At 59.9% G+C, this 16,230-nt stretch carries 16 protein-coding genes; 4 read left to right on the top strand and 12 right to left on the bottom strand.

Going from position 1 to position 16,230, the window contains the following annotated elements; genetic code table 11:
* Window positions 1–21 precede the first annotated feature (21 nt).
* From iolB to PCPL58_RS12560, 3 genes are read right to left on the bottom strand one after another with little or no spacing between them, the layout of a single operon-like run.
* Window positions 22–831 carry a 5-deoxy-glucuronate isomerase gene (iolB, locus tag PCPL58_RS12570; protein ID WP_054081624.1) on the bottom strand — a complete coding sequence of 270 codons (810 nt, stop codon included), beginning with the start codon at window positions 829–831 and terminating at the stop codon, window positions 22–24.
* Window positions 832–844: 13 nt separating this feature from the next.
* Window positions 845–1,750, bottom strand: coding sequence for a myo-inosose-2 dehydratase (gene iolE, locus PCPL58_RS12565; RefSeq protein ID WP_065349528.1), 906 nt, complete (start codon window positions 1,748–1,750; stop codon window positions 845–847).
* A 58-nt stretch (window positions 1,751–1,808) separates the two neighbouring features.
* A complete protein-coding gene (locus PCPL58_RS12560; RefSeq protein WP_065349527.1) occupies window positions 1,809–3,746 on the bottom strand; it encodes a bifunctional 5-dehydro-2-deoxygluconokinase/5-dehydro-2-deoxyphosphogluconate aldolase in 1,938 nt (645 codons plus the stop codon).
* A gap of 283 nt (window positions 3,747–4,029) precedes the next feature.
* On the opposite strand from PCPL58_RS12560, the gene PCPL58_RS12555 reads away from it, so the two are divergent.
* Window positions 4,030–4,938 (top strand): MurR/RpiR family transcriptional regulator, encoded by a 909-nt coding sequence (locus PCPL58_RS12555; RefSeq protein ID WP_003315787.1) that lies wholly within the window; start codon window positions 4,030–4,032, stop codon window positions 4,936–4,938.
* A gap of 11 nt (window positions 4,939–4,949) precedes the next feature.
* Here PCPL58_RS12555 and PCPL58_RS12550 read toward each other — a convergent pair whose 3' ends face one another.
* Genes PCPL58_RS12550 through PCPL58_RS12540 form a run of 3 tightly spaced genes read right to left on the bottom strand, consistent with a single transcriptional unit; the run spans window position 4,950 to window position 7,977 of the window.
* Window positions 4,950–5,948, bottom strand: coding sequence for a lysylphosphatidylglycerol synthase domain-containing protein (locus tag PCPL58_RS12550; RefSeq protein ID WP_065349526.1), 999 nt, complete (start codon window positions 5,946–5,948; stop codon window positions 4,950–4,952).
* The gene (gene clsB / locus PCPL58_RS12545; RefSeq protein ID WP_044308554.1) at window positions 5,945–7,195 is read right to left on the bottom strand and encodes a cardiolipin synthase ClsB; all 1,251 of its coding nucleotides are present in this window, start codon (window positions 7,193–7,195) and stop codon (window positions 5,945–5,947) included. Before clsB ends, PCPL58_RS12550 begins: the two co-directional genes overlap by 4 nt.
* Window positions 7,192–7,977, bottom strand: coding sequence for an endonuclease/exonuclease/phosphatase family protein (locus tag PCPL58_RS12540; RefSeq protein ID WP_003370515.1), 786 nt, complete (start codon window positions 7,975–7,977; stop codon window positions 7,192–7,194). Before PCPL58_RS12540 ends, clsB begins: the two co-directional genes overlap by 4 nt.
* 205 nt (window positions 7,978–8,182) lie before the next feature.
* On the opposite strand from PCPL58_RS12540, the gene PCPL58_RS12535 reads away from it, so the two are divergent.
* Window positions 8,183–8,722, top strand: coding sequence for a cytochrome b (locus PCPL58_RS12535; RefSeq protein WP_003370513.1), 540 nt, complete (start codon window positions 8,183–8,185; stop codon window positions 8,720–8,722).
* Window position 8,723: 1 nt separating this feature from the next.
* Here the strand turns inward: PCPL58_RS12535 and PCPL58_RS12530 are convergent, their stop codons facing one another.
* From PCPL58_RS12530 to psrA, 3 genes are all read right to left on the bottom strand, one after another.
* On the bottom strand, window positions 8,724–9,464 hold the full coding sequence (locus PCPL58_RS12530; protein WP_003436361.1) for an S-methyl-5'-thioinosine phosphorylase: 741 nt from the start codon (window positions 9,462–9,464) through the stop codon (window positions 8,724–8,726).
* 9 nt (window positions 9,465–9,473) lie between these two features.
* Window positions 9,474–10,472: a beta-N-acetylhexosaminidase gene (gene nagZ / locus PCPL58_RS12525; protein ID WP_170846041.1), complete on the bottom strand. Its 999-nt coding sequence runs from the start codon at window positions 10,470–10,472 to the stop codon at window positions 9,474–9,476.
* 126 nt (window positions 10,473–10,598) lie between these two features.
* On the bottom strand, window positions 10,599–11,315 hold the full coding sequence (psrA, locus tag PCPL58_RS12520; RefSeq protein ID WP_003370508.1) for a transcriptional regulator PsrA: 717 nt from the start codon (window positions 11,313–11,315) through the stop codon (window positions 10,599–10,601).
* A 256-nt stretch (window positions 11,316–11,571) separates the two neighbouring features.
* Between psrA and lexA the strand changes: the two genes are divergently transcribed.
* Together lexA and sulA are read left to right on the top strand one after the other, a co-directional pair.
* Entirely contained in the window at window positions 11,572–12,180 is a 609-nt protein-coding gene (gene lexA / locus PCPL58_RS12510) for a transcriptional repressor LexA (protein ID WP_003315796.1), read from the top strand.
* Window positions 12,181–12,189: 9 nt separating this feature from the next.
* Complete coding sequence (gene sulA, locus PCPL58_RS12505; protein WP_003436357.1) at window positions 12,190–12,660, top strand: SOS-induced cell division inhibitor SulA; 471 nt, start codon at window positions 12,190–12,192, stop codon at window positions 12,658–12,660.
* A 14-nt stretch (window positions 12,661–12,674) separates the two neighbouring features.
* Here sulA and PCPL58_RS12500 read toward each other — a convergent pair whose 3' ends face one another.
* From PCPL58_RS12500 to topA, 3 genes are all read right to left on the bottom strand, one after another.
* The gene (locus tag PCPL58_RS12500) at window positions 12,675–12,908 is read right to left on the bottom strand and encodes a hypothetical protein (RefSeq protein ID WP_003315798.1); all 234 of its coding nucleotides are present in this window, start codon (window positions 12,906–12,908) and stop codon (window positions 12,675–12,677) included.
* A 64-nt stretch (window positions 12,909–12,972) separates the two neighbouring features.
* Window positions 12,973–13,494: a DUF6586 family protein gene (locus PCPL58_RS12495; RefSeq protein WP_065349525.1), complete on the bottom strand. Its 522-nt coding sequence runs from the start codon at window positions 13,492–13,494 to the stop codon at window positions 12,973–12,975.
* 123 nt (window positions 13,495–13,617) lie between these two features.
* Complete coding sequence (gene topA / locus PCPL58_RS12490; RefSeq protein ID WP_065349524.1) at window positions 13,618–16,230, bottom strand: type I DNA topoisomerase; 2,613 nt, start codon at window positions 16,228–16,230, stop codon at window positions 13,618–13,620.

Raw genomic sequence — 16,230 nt, 5'->3', positions numbered from 1 at the left:
CTCCAGAACAAAAATGGGAAATCAGAGATCCAGCAGCCAGCTGTGCTGCGGATCGTTGTGGAACTGCCAGGCGCGCGTCGGGCCGGCCATTACGTTCAGGTACCAGGATTCGTAGCCGTAGGGGACGGAGACCGGGTGGTAGCCCTTGGGCACGGTCACCAGGTCATTGTTTTCCACGGCCATGGCCTGATCGATGCTGCGGTCGTCGGTATAAACCCGCTGAAAAACGAAGCCCTGCGGCGGGTTGACCTGGTGGTAATAGGTTTCTTCGAGAAAGCTCTCGTGCGGCAGGTTGTCCCGGTCGTGCTTGTGCGGCGGGTAACTGGAGGAATGCCCGGAAGGTGTACGCACCTCGACCACCAGCAGCGAATGCGCCGCTTCGCTGTCCGGCAATATGTCGCACACATAACGGGTATTGGCGCCCTTGCCGCGTACGCTGCGCTTCATGCTGCCCGGCATGATCAAGCGTGCCGGAAAATGTTTGCCGGCATCGCCCGGCGCCGTGCATACGGCAAGCTGTACCGCGCCGCGTGCGACAAACTGCGCCTGGCTATGCGGCGGCAGGTAGACCGCGAACGGCGATTTTTCTTCGAACACCGATTGCCGGTCGCCTATGTTTTCCCAGCTGAAAGCGCCCTGCCCCGGCGCTTCGCCACTGACGCTGGCGTGCCCGGTCAGCAGGACCACGCACAGCTCGTTTTCTCCTGCGCTCAGCGGCAGGTTTTCTCCGGACTCCAGGCGGTAGGCGGCGAAGTTCACGTATTCCAGCGAACCGGGGGCCAGCGCTACGACGTCGCGGCCAGTGGATTTGCTCTTGGTCAGCAGATTCATGTTGCAGTCCTCCTTATCGTGCATCGGCCAGCAGTTGGCGCAACGTGTCATAGCCCTTTTTGGCGTACACATAGCTGGGCGCTACGGCAGGGTCCTGTTCGGCCTCGACCACCAGCCAGCCGTTGTAACCGGCCTGCCGCAAGACCTTGAGCAGCGCCGAGAAGTCAATATCGCCGTCCCCCGGCACCGTGAAAGTGCCGTTGATGATGCAGTCCGGAAAGCTCCACAGGTTGTTGCGTGCCAGTTGCACCACCGGCTTGCGCACGTCCTTGAAATGCACATGGCAAATACGCTGGATGTGCTTGCTCAACACTTGAAGAGGTTCGCCACCGCCCATGTAGCAATGCCCGGAATCGAACAGCAGCCCGACCTCCTCACCGGTCAGCGCCATCAGCCGGTCGATATCCTGCGGCGACTCGACGTAAGCGCCCATGTGGTGGTGATACGCCAGGCGCACGCCTCGGGACAGGGTGAAACGTGCCAGCTCGGTCAGTTTTTCGGCGTATTCATGCCAGGCGGCATCGGTGTGAAAACGTGGACGTTCGACCAGCGGGATACGTTGCCCCTGAATCGATTCGGCCACCTCGCCGTACACCAGCACCGAAGCGCCATTTTCGGCGAGCAGGTTCACATGCGCAGCGATGGCTTCGATTTCCTCGGCCACCGAACGCCGCGCCAGGCGGCTGGAATACCAGCCGGACACCAGCGCCAGGCCATGGGGCCGCAACACATCGCCGACGCCCTTGGCATCTTTCGGAAACTTGCCGTTGAGCTCGAAGCCCTCGTAGCCAATGGCTTTGCCTTCGCTCAGCGCCGTGCTCAGCGGGGTTTCTCCGCCGAGGGCCGGCAAATCATCGTTGCTCCAGGAGATCGGATTGATGCCGATGCGGATTCTGGGTGTGGAAGTCGAAACGGGCATGGCTGCACCTTTTTTGTTGTTATCGCGACGTTGTCGTGGCGTCGAAATCCGGAACGAATCAGGCGCGGCTTTCGCGCCAGGACTCGATCAACCAGTTGAAGGTGCTCTGCACCCGACTGATCAGCGTCGCATCGTCTATTTCTCCGGCCATCCAGGCCCGGCTTGGCTCACGGAATATTGTCCGGCCGACAGCAAAGCCCTGGCAGACGTGGCTGTGGCGAGCTTCGGCAAAGCCGGCAGCGAGCTCTTCGACAGGCGCATTGAGCCCGAGCAGTACCACGCCGCGGCAATACGGATCGCGTTGCTGGATCAGTTCGTCCAGTTGCTGCCAGACCTGCGCACTCTGCGCCTCGATCTTCCACCACGCCGGGTAGATGCCCAGGTTGTACAAGCGCTTCAGCGAGCGAAGCATCACGTCCGGGTGAGGCGACGGGTGATCCTTGGGCGGAATGATTTCCAGCAGCAACTCATGGCCGCTGACTTTCGAAGCATCGTAGAGCGCCTTGATCTGCGCTTCCTGCTCCAGACGCAACATCGGCTCGTCATCGGGGTGATATTGCACCAGGCACTTGATGATCTGCTCTTGCGGCCAGGCGAGCAGATTGCTGCCGATGGAGCGACCGTGCTCGAAGGCCAGCGGCCTTGAGCCCTGTACCTCCACCGGACGCGCCACCCACCAGCCGCGACCGGTTGCGGCGTTGAGTGAATCCTGACCGAAGCGCTGGTCGGCAAGCAGACCGACATCGGCTTCGATGCCGCGCTTGCGCAGGTCGGCTTCGACCCGCTCGACCGCCTGCACGAACAGCTGCTTGAGCTGGCTGATGCTGCCCAGATCACGCCCGGCCTGTTGCGCCAGCTCGACCAACTGGCCGCGATGATCGAAGGCAAAGATGAACAACTGCCGCCACTGCTTGCGCGGCACGCTGACCTGATGCAGCCGTTGCAGGGCGACATCCTGATCAGGACGGGTAATGGGTTCAGGGCTGTTGAACAGGTAATCGAGTTCGGCCGGGGTCGGCATCGCGGGCGCACAGGCATGCCGCGACACCACCAGCCCGCCACAGGCATTGGCCAGCTGGCAGCAGCGTTCGTCACTGGCTTCCTTGAGCCAGCCGCTGAGAAAACCGGACATGAACGCGTCGCCCGCACCGAGCACGTTGAGTACTTCGACCTGCACGCCGGGGTAGATGGCGCCCTCTTCCAGCCGCGCAGGAATGGCCCCGTGAATCACCGTGCAGCCTTGCGGGCCGAGCTTGACCACCAGCGTTGCGGCCGTCAGTTCACGCACCTTACGCAGGGCCGCGAGCAAATCGGTCGAACCGCCGGCAATCTGGAATTCCTCTTCGGTGCCGACGATCAGGTCGAAACGCGGCAGGATGCGCTGCACATGCTGGCTGACCTTCTGATCGGCAACGAACCGGGTCTCACCATCGGCCTTGCCTGCCAGCCCCCAGAGCACCGGGCGGTAGTCGATATCCAGCACGCGCTTGACGTTGTGCTTCTCGGCATAGTCGAGCGCCTGACTGCTGGCCCTGAACACCTGATCAGTGGAGAAATGCGTGCCGGTGATCAGCAGCGCCTTGCTCGAGGCAATCTGCTGCTCGTCGATGTCCTCGGCGCGCAGGGCCATGTCAGCGCAGTTTTCACGGTAGAACACCAAGGGGAAGGTTTCACGATCCTTCAACCCCAGCAGCACCATCGCCGTCAGACGCTCGGGGTCGCGCTTGATGGCGCTGACATCACAGCCTTCACGGGCCAGGGACTCGACCAGAAAACGGCCCATGTGGTCGTCGCCGACCCTGCTGAGCATGGCCGACCTGAGACCGAGCCTAGCCGTGCCGAAGGCGATATTGGCCGACGAGCCGCCCAGGTATTTAGCGAAACTGGAAACGTCTTCGAGTCGCGCCCCCACTTGTTGCGCATAAAGGTCGACGCCCAGGCGTCCGAGGCAAATCAGATCCAACTGACGCCCAGTGGCAAAGCGTGTCTGGCCCATGGTGGCTCCTGTTATTTTTATCAGCCTGCAGCGCCTGCATCAGGTGTACACGCTGCTTTGTGAATGCAGCGTAAAACGTCAAGACACATCAATCAATATTTTTTCTATAATTATTTTTAGTGGAATATTTTTTCCATACCACCACTCAAGTGCTGGCACACTGCGCAGGCGGGTAGGATATAGTCGTCGTTCCTGCCCCAAGGCAGCCTCCACCGTCAGGCCCACAACGGTCGTGCTGTGCGCGCCGTTGCCCTGAAGAAGAACAAGCAGAAAGGATTTGAATATGACCAGCGCCGATCAGCCCACTCTGCCCGGGACGAGCGTCGACATGCCGCCGAACAGTGCCGAAGGCTTGTTGCGGCTGATCACTGATGAATACGAGGGCCTGCCGCGTCAGCTCAAGCGGATTGCCAGCTATATGAGCCAGCAGAGCGACCGGATCATGGTTGACCGGATCAGTGACATCGCCCGCGAGTGCGAAGTCCACCCTTCGGCCATCGTGCGATTTTCCCAGCGTTTCGGGTTCAGCGGTTTCAGCGAGATGCAGGCGTTGTTTCGCGAGGCTTATACGCACAAGACCACGCCGGTGCAGAATTACCAGCAGCGTATCCGTAGCCTGATCGCCAACAAGTCACAGAAGGCCAATGCAGGCGATCTGGCACGTGAATGCGTCAGCGCCACCCTCTCCGGCCTGGAACGCCTGAGTGTCGAGCTGGATGACGATGAATTCGAGAAAGCCGTGGACCTGGTGGTCAACGCCGACAACATCTATGTGGTGGGCGTGCGCCGCTCATTCGCGGTGGCTGATTATCTGGTCTACAACCTGCAACACACCAACAAGCGCATTCATCTCATCTCCGGCCTGGGGGGCAGCTATCGCGAGCAAATGCGCAGTGTGCGCGCCAATGACCTGGTGATTGCCATCAGCTTCACGCCCTATGGCAAGGAGACCCAGCACTGCCTGCGCATCGCCCAGCACCACCAGGCCAAGACGCTGATCATCACCGACAGCAACCTGTCGCCGCTGGCCAAGCGCGCCAACTCGGTGCTACTGGTCAACGAAGGCAGCTCGTTCGCCTTCCGCTCGCTGAGCGCCACGCTATGCCTGTGCCAGGCGCTGTTCATTGCCGTGGCCTATCGCCTGGAACTCAAGGTCGATGAAATACACGAGCAGGTCGGGTTTGATGACTGAGGGCTGAGCCATCAGGATTTGGCTTCCTCGCCCATGCGTTGCTGGTTCTTCTCGCCCATTTTCTTCGCGCGTTTTTCCAGCACCAGATACACCATCAGTGCCAGCAGCAGCGGCAGCAGGAAGTAGATCGCGCGATAGCCGATCAACGCTGCGAGCAGGCTGCCCTTGGAGAACTGGTGCGCCAGCAAGGTGATGAACACGGTCTCAAGCACACCGAGGCCCGCTGGAATGTGAGTGATCACACCGGCGATGCTGCTGATCAGCAACACACCGAGAATCGCCGGATAAAACGCCTTGTCCGGCAGCAGGGTGTAAATCACCGCGGCCATCAACGACCAGTTCAGAGCGCCCAGACTGGCCTGCATCAGCGCCTGCTTCATCGACGGCAGATTGAACTCCTGATCACGGATGGTCCATGAGCGTTTCTTCGAAAACCGGCAGGCCAGCAGGTACGCAAAACACACCGCCAACAGTCCGAAGCCGATCAATTGCAGGGTTGTGGTGCCGATCGACCACTCCTTGGGCAACTCCAGAAAGCGCATCGAAAACACAAAACCGGCCAGCAGCATGTAGCCCAGCCAGTTGGTAATCAGGCTCAGGCTGAGAATCCGCGTGATGGTCGAAACATCCAGCCCCAGTCGCGAATACAAGCGGTAACGCAAGGCAATGCCGCCCACCCAGGAACTGAGGTTGAGGTTGAACGCGTAGCAGACAAACGTCACCGGCACGATCTGCTTGATCGACAATGTGTGCCGGGTGTAATAACGCGCCAACACGTCAAAGCCGCAGTAGGTCGCGTAGCTGGCAAAGGCCACAACAGCCGCGATAGCCAGGGTGCTGGCCTTGTAGGACGCCAACGCCTGTTTCACCTCTTGCCAGTCAAGCTTCTTGACCAGCATAAACAGCAGAACCGGGACGGCGATAAAGAAAAACAGATTGAACGCCCGCTTTGCCCATTTCCACTTGGTTCCCTGCGCGCTTTGCGGCGCTGCCTGCGTGGCTTGGGTCATAGGGTTTTCTCCTGGTCCATCGGATGGTTGTTCTGCTGCTGTTCGATCACTTTCGCTTCGGGCACTACATCACCGGCACGCAGGGGCTTGAGGCGCACACCGTGAACCGGGAACAAACCGGCAATGGCCGGAAAACGGCGCAGGAAAAAGAAACTCAAGACGATCATCGGCGCACGCCACCACTGGCCACGCGCCGCGCCCTTAAGGCTCATCTGCTTGCTGTGCGCAGCGGCAAGCTCCATCAGGTGGTTTTGCAGATGCTCATTGAGCCCGCGATCACGAATGAACAGATTAGCTTCCAGGTTCAGCGCGAGGCTCAGCGGGTCAAGATTGCTGGAGCCCACGGTGGACCAGTCCTGATCGATCAGCGCGACCTTGCCGTGCAGTGCACGTTGCTTGTACTCATGAATGACCACGCCGTCGCGCAGCAGATAGGTGTACGTCAACCGCGAGCAAACCCGTACGAACGGCATGTCGGGCTGACCTTGCAAAATAAGGGTGACCTTGACGCCCCGCCGTGATGCATTGCGCAGCTCACGCAGAAAGCGGTAGCTGGGGTAAAAATACGCATTGGCCAAGGTGATCCGTTGCTTCGCAGCGCGAATCGCCTTCAGGTACTGCTCTTCGATATCGGTACTGTGCTCGTCATTGTCGCGCTCGGCGAGCAGCATGCTGGCGTCACCGGCGCGGTCCAGCTTCAGTGCAACGGGCGGCAATTTGTCACGAACGACCTTGCTGAGCATATTCAACGCGCTGTGGTGAATATCGCCAACAATCGGGCCACGGACCAGAACGGCATAGTCCTGTTTGGCCGTCACCCCCGTGTCAGTCATGTGATCGACGCTGTAATTGATGCCGCCGATAAAGCCCAATTCGCCGTCGATCACCACCACCTTGCGGTGCAGCCGGCGAAACAGGTTGGTGCGCATGCCCATGAACCTTGGGCGCGGATCGAACAGCTGAATCTGGATACCGGCGTCGATCATGGTTTTGACAAACGTCGAACTCAGGTCCGAGGTGCCATAGTCATCCACCGTGACGACCACCTTAGCGCCATTCGCAGCGGCTTCGAGCAGCGCCTGTTGCAGGCCCTCGCCGATTCGGTCTTCAAAAATGATGAAGGTCTCGATCAGCACCTCTTTGCGCGCGGCACGTATGCACTCGAATACCCGGGCGTAAAAATCCTCGCCATTGATCAGCAACTCTACCGAGTTGCCGTCGCGCCACTGCCCTGTCGTATTGCTCATAAGGTCAACTCCACCGCCAGCGGTGCATGATCGGAAAGGTGGGACCACGGTCGGCTGGACAACACTTTCGGCCGGTGGGACGTTGCATTGCGCACATAGATCCGGTCCAGCCGGAGTAATGGCCAACGGGCAGGAAAGCTTTTCGCCGGCGCCCCGAAGCGCTCTACGAAAACCTCGTGCAGCCCGCTGCCCTGCAGCGACGCATCGGCGCGTTGGCGCCAGTCATTGAAGTCACCGGCAACGATCACCGGCTCGCCTTCGGGAATACGCGCCATCAGCTCGTTAAGCAGTTTGAGCTGCTGACGTCGATGGCTTTCACGCAGTCCCAGGTGCACACAGACCGCATGCACCCGGCCCGCGTGTGGCACCTCGAGAATGCAGTGCAACAAGCCGCGCTGCTCGGTGCCATGAATGGAAATGTCGAGGTTTTCATGCTGGATGATCGGGTATTTGGACAGCAACGCGTTGCCATGATCGCCGTCCGGATACACCGCGTTGCGGCCGTAGGCAAAATCACTCCACATGCTGTCGGCCAGAAACTCGTACTGCGAAATCGTCGGCCAGTCCTTGACCCTGCGCGCGTGGCTCTGGTGTTCGCCGTGCACTTCCTGAAGAAACACGATATCGGCCGATACAGTGCGCACAGCTTCACGCAGCTCGGGCAGAATGAAGCGGCGATTGAAAATGCCAAAGCCCATGTGCATGTTCATGGTCAGTACATTCAATGAAACACTGGCGGACACAGGTGTCGCTGGGCCGACAGGCGGATTGGCACTGGTCAAGACTTGCTCCCGTGTGAATATTCACGGCATATGAAGCCACCCGTGAGCACAGGTTCCGTCGCGTATCTCACGTGCTGTGTATTTGCCATATGCAGTGGCGCAGAGATACACGTGAAAAAAATCAGGCCAACATGAAACGCAGGCGCCTGATAGACAGCCTAAGCTGTCTATCAGTCCTGCAAAAAAAGAGACAAGGAATCAAACCGTGGATGCATCGACTTCTCAACGCTACACCGCCCGAGCCAGATGGCTGCACTGGGCCATGGCCATTCTGATCGTGCTGGCGTACACACTGATTCTGAGCCGCACCCAGTTCAGCAAGGGCTCGGAATACCGCTTGCTGGTCGTGCAGAGCCACTACTGGGTCGGCATTCTGATTCTGATCATGGCGTTTTTCCGTGTCGCCGAGCGTCGACGTCATCGTCCGCCCGGGATCACACCGCCGCTTGAAGGGGCGTTGCGCATCGTCGCAACCCTGACCCATTACGCGCTGTATGCGTTCCTGTTTGCCCAGCCGTTACTGGGCCTGCTGACAGTGATGGTGGAAAAAGGCGCACTGCCCATTCCCCTCACCGATCTGCAGATTCCCTGGCCGCTGGCCACCTCGGACCACCTGGCCGAGACGTTCGAAGACGTGCACAAACTGCTGGGCTCGATCTTCTACTATGTCATCGGTCTGCATGTGATCGCTGCGCTCTGGCACCACCTGGTGCGCAAGGATAATACCCTCAAGCGCATGCTGTAACTCAGGACGCCGACAGGACCCGGGCAAGCGTCGCCTTCACCTTGCCCATCCCCTCACGCAGGGCCTGTTCGATTTCCGCCATGGTAATGACGGTCGTCGACTTGCCCGCTGCCGGATTGACCACCAGCGCCAGGCAGGCGTATTCAAGCTCCAGCTCACGAGCCAGCGCGGCCTCGGGCATGCCAGTCATGCCAACGATGTCGCAGCCATCGCGCTCCAGGCGGATGATTTCGGCAACGGTCTCCAGACGCGGTCCCTGGGTGCAGGCATAGACGCCCCGGTCGGAGAACGCGCATCCCTCGGCAGTCAATGCTGCAATCAGCCGGGCGCGCAGGGGCTCGCTGTACGGATAGCTGAAGTCGATATGCGTGACCTCTTCCAGATCATCGGCAAAGAACGTGTGCTGGCGACCGCTGGTGTAGTCGACCAGATCATGCGGCACACAGAAATGCCCGGTGCCCATGGCCGGATGAATGCCACCGACTGCGTTGACCGCAAGAATCGCTTCGGCACCCGCCTGCTTCAGTGCCCAGATATTGGCCCGGTAGTTGACCTGATGCGGCGGCAAGCGGTGCGGGTGGCCGTGGCGCGCCAGAAACATCACCTCGCGACCGGCATAGTCGCCGATCTGGATTTCGCCGGAAGGTGCGCCATAAGGGGTGTTCATCGGCAGGGATTGCCGAATGTTCAGGCCCTCGAGCTGGGTCAGGCCGGTGCCGCCAATAATCGCGTAAACAGTCATCGCAAATCCTTAATCGATCAGTTGAGCAGCGCGCAGAGCCTGGAGCGCGGTCTGCCAGCGCGGGTGTTGCCGATAGTCGGTACTGGCCGATGCCTGACCGCGCATGCGCGCGATACGTGGCGAAGGCTTGACCTTCAGACGCTGCGCAGCGCCCAGCGCAAGCTCGGCGGCCGCCCGGTCGTTGCACACCAGGCCCATGTCGCATCCGGCTGTCAGCGCCGCTTCGATACGGCTCGCCGCATCCCCGACCACATGAGCGCCGGCCATCGACAGGTCGTCACTGAAAATAACACCGTCAAATTGCAGTTCGTCGCGCAAAATGTCCTGCAACCAGCGCCTTGAAAAGCCTGCGGGCTGCGAATCGACTTTCGGGTAGATGACATGCGCCGGCATCACTGCAGCCAGTTGCTGACTCAGACGTGCAAACGGCACCAGATCACTGGCGCGGATCTCTTCGAGGCTGCGCTCGTCATTCGGAATAGCCACATGAGAATCGGCTTCAGCCCAGCCGTGGCCGGGAAAATGCTTGCCGGTGGCAGCCATGCCTGCAGCGTTCATCCCACGAATGAACGCCCCTGCCAGCAACGCCGCGCGCTGCGGATCGCCTTCGAACGAACGCGTGCCGACCACGGCGCTGCGCTGGTAGTCGAGGTCCAGCACCGGGGCGAAGCTCAGGTCCAGTCCGACCGCCAGCACTTCGGTCGCCATCAGCCAGCCGCAGTGTTCAGCCAGAAGCTCGGCATCAGGCTTGTCGGCAATGGCACGCATTGGCGGCAAGCGTACGAACCCCTCACGCAGGCGCTGCACCCTGCCACCCTCCTGGTCGACGGCCAGCAGCAGGTCCGGGCGCACGGCCCGAATTGCGGCGCTCAGCTCACGAACCTGACGGGGATGCTCGATGTTTCGGGCAAAGATGATCAAACCGCCCACTTCGGGCTGACGCAAAAACTGACGGTCTTCGCTGGTCAGCCAGGTGCCGGCGACATCGACCATCAGGGAGCCTTGCAGGCCAGAACTCATAGAAAAACCCTTACACACAAGTGCTCGTTCACAATCCGGGCATGGTGCTTGATCCTGAAGCCCGACGCAATCCGACACGCCGGTGCAGCTTGATTCAGGGCAAGGGCATAGGCTTCAGGCCTTGGCGACCGCTGGTGTGCCGGTGCTGCTCTTGGTACGCGGCCTGAGCTGAGCGGCGATCATTGCCGGGTCGCTGACGCCAGTGTCGGCGCGCATGCCGGCGGCCAGAAACGGCACCATCAGGCGCATGACCTGCTCGATGGAGGTATTGACGCCGAAATCGGTCTCGGCAATGGCGCGCAGGGCCTTGATGCCGGACATGCTGAACGCGGCAGCACCGAGCATGAAGTGCACGCGCCAGAACAGCTCGATGGGCGGAATGCGCGGGGCCGCTTCGTTGACCAGCGTCATGTAGCGACGGAACACCTTGCCATACATGTCTTCGAGGTAGCGGCGCAGGTGGCCCTGGCTCTGACTGAAGGCAAGCCCCAGCAGGCGCATGAAGATCGACAGGTCGTTACCGCTGCGTGGCTGCACCACAAGCGCCTGCTCGACGAGAATCTCCAGCAGTTCCTCAAGGCTTGGCTTGTGCTCGGGCTTTGCCTGGCGACGTTCCAGTTCGCGATCGAGACTGATGCAGAAGGGTCCCAGAAAACGCGAGAACACGGCCTGGATCAACGCCTTCTTCGAGCCGAAGTGATAGTTTACTGCTGCCAGATTGACCGACGCCTTGCTGGTGATAAGGCGCAAGGACGTTTCGGCAAAGCCTTTCTCTGCAAACAGCTGCTCGGCAGCATCAAGAATGCGTTCAACGGTTTCCGACTGGGCCATGGCTCTCTGCCTAACAAACGAACGTTTGAAACATACGTATCAAACGCCTCGGTTGTCAAGCCGGGCCGTTCATTTTGTGGCCGAACAGTCACGGTAATGGATGTTAAATGACAAAACGCAGGTGTTGCCGAGGTTTTGGACGAGAAGCGCTACGCGGGTTGACCACCGCCTGGCGGCGAAAATGAAATGGATGATTGCCAACGCGCCTTCACTGTATATAATCCCAGTCACTGTATAAAAAGCCAGAGCGCCCCTCATGATCAAACTGACGCCACGCCAGGCTGAAATCCTGGGTTTCATCAAACGCTGCCTGGAAGACAACGGGTTCCCGCCGACACGTGCGGAAATCGCTCAGGAGCTGGGCTTCAAATCGCCCAACGCGGCGGAAGAGCACCTCAAGGCCCTGGCCCGTAAGGGCGCCATCGAAATGACTCCGGGTGCTTCACGCGGCATTCGAATTCCCGGCTTCGAAGCGCGGCCCGATGACAGCAGCCTGCCGGTCATCGGCCGCGTCGCAGCAGGTGCACCGATCCTGGCTCAGCAACACATCGAAGAGTCCTGCAACATCAACCCGTCCTTCTTCCACCCGAGCGCCAACTACCTGTTGCGCGTTCACGGCATGAGCATGAAGGACGTCGGCATTCTGGATGGCGATCTGCTCGCCGTGCACACCACGCGCGAGGCCCGCAACGGCCAGATCGTGGTTGCCCGGATCGGCGATGAAGTGACCGTCAAGCGCTTCAAGCGCGAAGGTAGCAAGGTCTGGCTGCTGGCGGAAAACCCTGATTTCGCACCCATCGAGGTCGATCTCAAGGATCAGGAACTGGTGATCGAAGGTTTAAGCGTCGGCGTCATTCGCCGCTAAGGAGACGTTATGCAGTTCCATCAAGCACCGCATTCGCAATTGCCGCTGTTCGAGGCGTTTCTGGCCCAGCCCATCGCCCCTCTGCTCACAGATGCAGTCGAAACGCCGTGGGGCAACGACCCAGAGCCCTTCAGTGAACTGTCATTGCGTGGCGCTGCCGGGAACTGCCTCAACCTTCTTGCACCCATCCTTCGGGAATTGAGCGAGGAACTGGATGCGCGCTGGCTGACGCTGATCGCACCGCCATCCAGCCTTACCCAGACATGGCTGCGCGATGCGGGGCTCAACAGGGAGCGAATTCTTCTGCTGCAGCCACGCGGCACGCAAAGCGTACTGGAGCTGACGCGCGAAGCACTTCGACTGGGCCGTAGTCATACGGTGGTGAGCTGGATCAACCCGCTGGGCGCCATAGCGCGTCAGCAATTGATCAGTGCAGCAAAAATCGGGGAAGCACAGAGCCTGAACATCCGGCTGGGCTGAGGCCCAGTCGTCGATCAGTGCAGAACGTGAGGCACATCATCCTTTTCGATTTCGCCTTCAGCCAGGCGGCCAGCCATCTGCACACCCACACTCAACATGGCTTTGGCGACTTCGACATGCTGACCTTGCATGAACGCTTTGGCATCCGCAGAGAAATCAAGCGTTACCAGGGAACCCTCGTCATCGGCACGACGCAGCTCTATACGTCCGTCAGGTAGTTCGACAATTTCCAGGAAAGAGGTAGGCATTGGTACAGTTACTCCGCGATAAGCCGGCATTGTAACAGCCTGCCAGCCCTTACTTCATTGGTTTTCAGCATTCGCTCAGGCCTTCACGAAAACGGATGGCCAACCCTTTGAGTTGTTGACGCCAATTTTCAAGCTCTTCACGTGAGAGTTCAGACTCCGGCTCGGCGTCCAGGTTCACTGCCTGTATCATCGGCTGCGTGACATCACCCTTGAGCTTTTTCGGCGCACGAGGCGGCTCATATAACGCGTTATAGGCCGACAGCAGTTGCGCAAGCCATGTCTGGCGATTCTGGGCAAGCTCTACCAGCTCGGCCATTTCGGGGATGGCGATGGCGTCCAACACTTCCTGCGTCAACAATTCTTCCGCACGACGCGTGCCGGCTTGTGGCAGACGGTAGTAGCCTGCGATCTCGTGGCACAGGCCCAGCAGCGCACCGTACAGATGAAACAGCGCGGACTCGCGCTCTGCCTGCAACAACGCAGGAGAGTTCACCGCCTGCCCCTTCTCCGCCCTGCCCAACGCCTCGAGCGAGAGCCCCGCGAAATAGATTTTCTGGTTGGTACGGGTATAGAGCTCATGGGCCATGGCGACACTCTCCACAACGATGGGATAGAGAACAGCATAGCCTGCGGCGCCTGGACAGGCCGGCGAAACAGGCTGATGCCTATCGAAAACAGCGCCCGGCCCTCTTGAGCCGCGCGCTTGCGATCAACGCTTGTCTTCAACCTTCCAGGCGCTGCCGTCGTAGAACGCACGCCAGCCGGTAGGCTTGCCCTCTACTTCGGTCTGGACGTATTGCTCTTTGGTCTTGCGACTGTAGCGGATCACTGCTGGACGACCGTCCGGATCCTTCTTCGGCGCTTCGCAAAGGAAGTGATACTTGGGATCGATTTCGTCCTTGTGCGGGGCGATTTCGATGACCAACGGTGCGCGGGTTTCGCGATTCTTCGGGAACTGGCTGGCGGCCAGGAACAGGCCCGAAGCGCCATCACGCAGTATGTAGGTATCGTCAACCTTGTCGCACTTGAGCTCCGGCATCTTCACCGGGTCCATCTTCGGCGGCGCTGCGTCACCGCTTTTCAGCAGTTTGCGGGTGTTCTTGCAGTCCGGGTTGGTGCAGCCGAAGAACTTGCCGAAACGGCCGGTCTTGAGCTGCATCTCGCTGCCACACTTGTCACATTCCAGGCTCGGACCTTCATAGCCTTTGATACGGTAAGTGCCTTCCTCGATCTCGTAACCAGTGCAATCAGGGTTGTTGCCGCAAATATGCAGCTTGTGCTTCTCGTCCAGCAGGTAGGCGTCCATCGCCGTGCTGCAGATCGGGCAGCGATGCTTGCCGCGCAGAACCCGTGATTCGGACTCACCCTCGTCATCGTCGGCAATTTCGTCGCCGGGAGTCAGATTGACGGTCGCCTTGCAGCGTTCCTTGGGTGGCAGGCTGTAGCCGGAGCAACCCAGGAAAACGCCCGTCGAGGCTGTACGGATCTGCATCGGACGGCCGCACACTTTGCACGGGATGTCAGTCATCACCGGCTGGTTGGCGCGCATGCCGCCATCAGCGGCCTCGGCCACGTCGAGCTTTTTACGGAAATCACCGTAGAACTCGTCCAGCACGTTTTTCCAGTCGCGCTCCCCCTGAGCCACGTCGTCGAGGTTTTCTTCCATCCCGGCGGTAAAGCCATAGTCCATCAGGTTGGAAAAGCTTTCGGACAGACGTCCGGTGACGATGTCGCCCATCTTTTCCGAGTAGAAGCGGCGGTTATGCAACGCCACGTAGCCACGGTCCTGGATGGTCGAGATGATCGCTGCGTAGGTCGACGGGCGACCAATGCCCCGCTTTTCCATCTCCTTGACCAGACTCGCTTCCGAGTAACGCGCAGGCGGCTTGGTGAAGTGCTGGCTTGGATCGAGCTTGTTCAGCTTCAGGGTTTCGCCCTGTGCCATGTCCGGCAAAACATCGTCATCGCCCGGCTTGGCCATCTGCGGCAGCGCACGGGTATAACCATCGAATTTCAGGATGCGGCCCTTGGCGCGCAGCTCGAAATCGCTGGCGGCGACCGTGACGGTGGTCGACAGGTATTGCGCAGGCAGCATCTGGCAGGCCACGAACTGGCGCCAGATCAACTCGTAAAGACGCTCGGCGTCACGCTCCATCCCGGTCAGTTTGCTCGGGTGAGTGTTGACGTCGGAAGGTCGAATCGCTTCGTGAGCCTCTTGCGCGCCTTCCTTGCTGCTGTAGACGTTGGGCGACTCCGGCAGGTACTTCTTGCCGAATTCGGTCTGGATGTAGTCACGCGCCATGCTGACTGCGTCAGCCGACAGGTTGGTCGAGTCGGTACGCATGTAAGTGATGTAGCCCGCTTCGTACAAGCGCTGGGCCATCATCATGGTCTTCTTTACGCCGAAACCCAGACGGTTGCTCGCCGCCTGCTGCAGGGTCGAGGTGATGAACGGCGCCGATGGCTTGCTGCTGGTCGGCTTGTCTTCACGCTTGACGATGCTGTAGCTGGACGCCTTGAGCTTTTCAAGAGCGGCCATGGCCTGGGTTTCATTGAGCGGTTTGAACGCTTCGCCGTTTTCACGCGCTACTTCGAAACGCACGTTGGCGCCCTTGGCGGTGCCCAGATCGGCGTGGATCTCCCAGTATTCTTCAGGGTTGAACGCGCGGATTTCACGCTCGCGCTCGACCACCAGCTTCACCGCAACCGACTGCACACGCCCGGCGGACAAGCCACGGGCAACTTTCTGCCAGAGCAGTGGGGAAACCATGTAGCCGACGACGCGGTCGAGGAAGCGACGCGCCTGCTGGGCATTGACCCGGGCGATGTCCAGTTCGCCTGGCTTGGAAAACGCCTCCTGGATGGCTTTTTTGGTGATCTCGTTGAACACCACGCGCTTGTAGCGGCTGTCATCACCACCGATGGCTTCGCGCAGGTGCCAGGCAATGGCTTCCCCTTCGCGGTCCAAGTCCGTCGCGAGATAGATGGTGTCGGCATCCTTGGCGAGCTTGCGCAGCTCTTCGATGACCTTTTCCTTGCCGGGGAGGATCTCGTACTTGGCTTTCCAGCCGTGTTCCGGATCGACTCCCATGCGCGAGACCAGCTGGCGTTGCGCCTTTTCTTTCGGCGTCAGTACCGGGCCTTCGCCCGCAGCGGCCTTGCCACGATTGGCGGCAGGATCTTTGGCGGCACTCGCCGAACCGCTGGTGGGCAGGTCTCGGATATGGCCGATACTCGACTTCACCACGTACTGGTTGCCCAAATACTTGTTGATGGTCTTGGCCTTAGCCGGGGATTCCACGATGACCAGCGATTTGCCCAT

Origin of the sequence: Pseudomonas cerasi (genome assembly GCF_900074915.1) — a bacterium.
Classification (GTDB): Bacteria; Pseudomonadota; Gammaproteobacteria; order Pseudomonadales; family Pseudomonadaceae; genus Aquipseudomonas; species Aquipseudomonas cerasi.
Note: the sequence above shows the minus strand (reverse complement) of the source record. Positions and strands in the feature narration are given on the sequence as shown.

Excerpts from the sequence above, each read along its gene's own strand:
- iolB (WP_054081624.1), bottom strand. The coding sequence starts at position 831 with ATGAATCTGCTGACCAAGAGCAAATCCACTGGCCGCGACGTCGTAGCG.
- iolE (WP_065349528.1), bottom strand. The coding sequence starts at position 1,750 with ATGCCCGTTTCGACTTCCACACCCAGAATCCGCATCGGCATCAATCCG.
- PCPL58_RS12560 (WP_065349527.1), bottom strand. The coding sequence starts at position 3,746 with ATGGGCCAGACACGCTTTGCCACTGGGCGTCAGTTGGATCTGATTTGC.
- PCPL58_RS12555 (WP_003315787.1), top strand. The coding sequence starts at position 4,030 with ATGACCAGCGCCGATCAGCCCACTCTGCCCGGGACGAGCGTCGACATG.
- PCPL58_RS12550 (WP_065349526.1), bottom strand. The coding sequence starts at position 5,948 with ATGACCCAAGCCACGCAGGCAGCGCCGCAAAGCGCGCAGGGAACCAAG.
- clsB (WP_044308554.1), bottom strand. The coding sequence starts at position 7,195 with ATGAGCAATACGACAGGGCAGTGGCGCGACGGCAACTCGGTAGAGTTG.
- PCPL58_RS12530 (WP_003436361.1), bottom strand. The coding sequence starts at position 9,464 with ATGACTGTTTACGCGATTATTGGCGGCACCGGCCTGACCCAGCTCGAG.
- psrA (WP_003370508.1), bottom strand. The coding sequence starts at position 11,315 with ATGGCCCAGTCGGAAACCGTTGAACGCATTCTTGATGCTGCCGAGCAG.
- lexA (WP_003315796.1), top strand. The coding sequence starts at position 11,572 with ATGATCAAACTGACGCCACGCCAGGCTGAAATCCTGGGTTTCATCAAA.
- sulA (WP_003436357.1), top strand. The coding sequence starts at position 12,190 with ATGCAGTTCCATCAAGCACCGCATTCGCAATTGCCGCTGTTCGAGGCG.
- PCPL58_RS12500 (WP_003315798.1), bottom strand. The coding sequence starts at position 12,908 with ATGCCTACCTCTTTCCTGGAAATTGTCGAACTACCTGACGGACGTATA.
- PCPL58_RS12495 (WP_065349525.1), bottom strand. The coding sequence starts at position 13,494 with ATGGCCCATGAGCTCTATACCCGTACCAACCAGAAAATCTATTTCGCG.
- topA (WP_065349524.1), bottom strand. The coding sequence starts at position 16,230 with ATGGGCAAATCGCTGGTCATCGTGGAATCCCCGGCTAAGGCCAAGACC.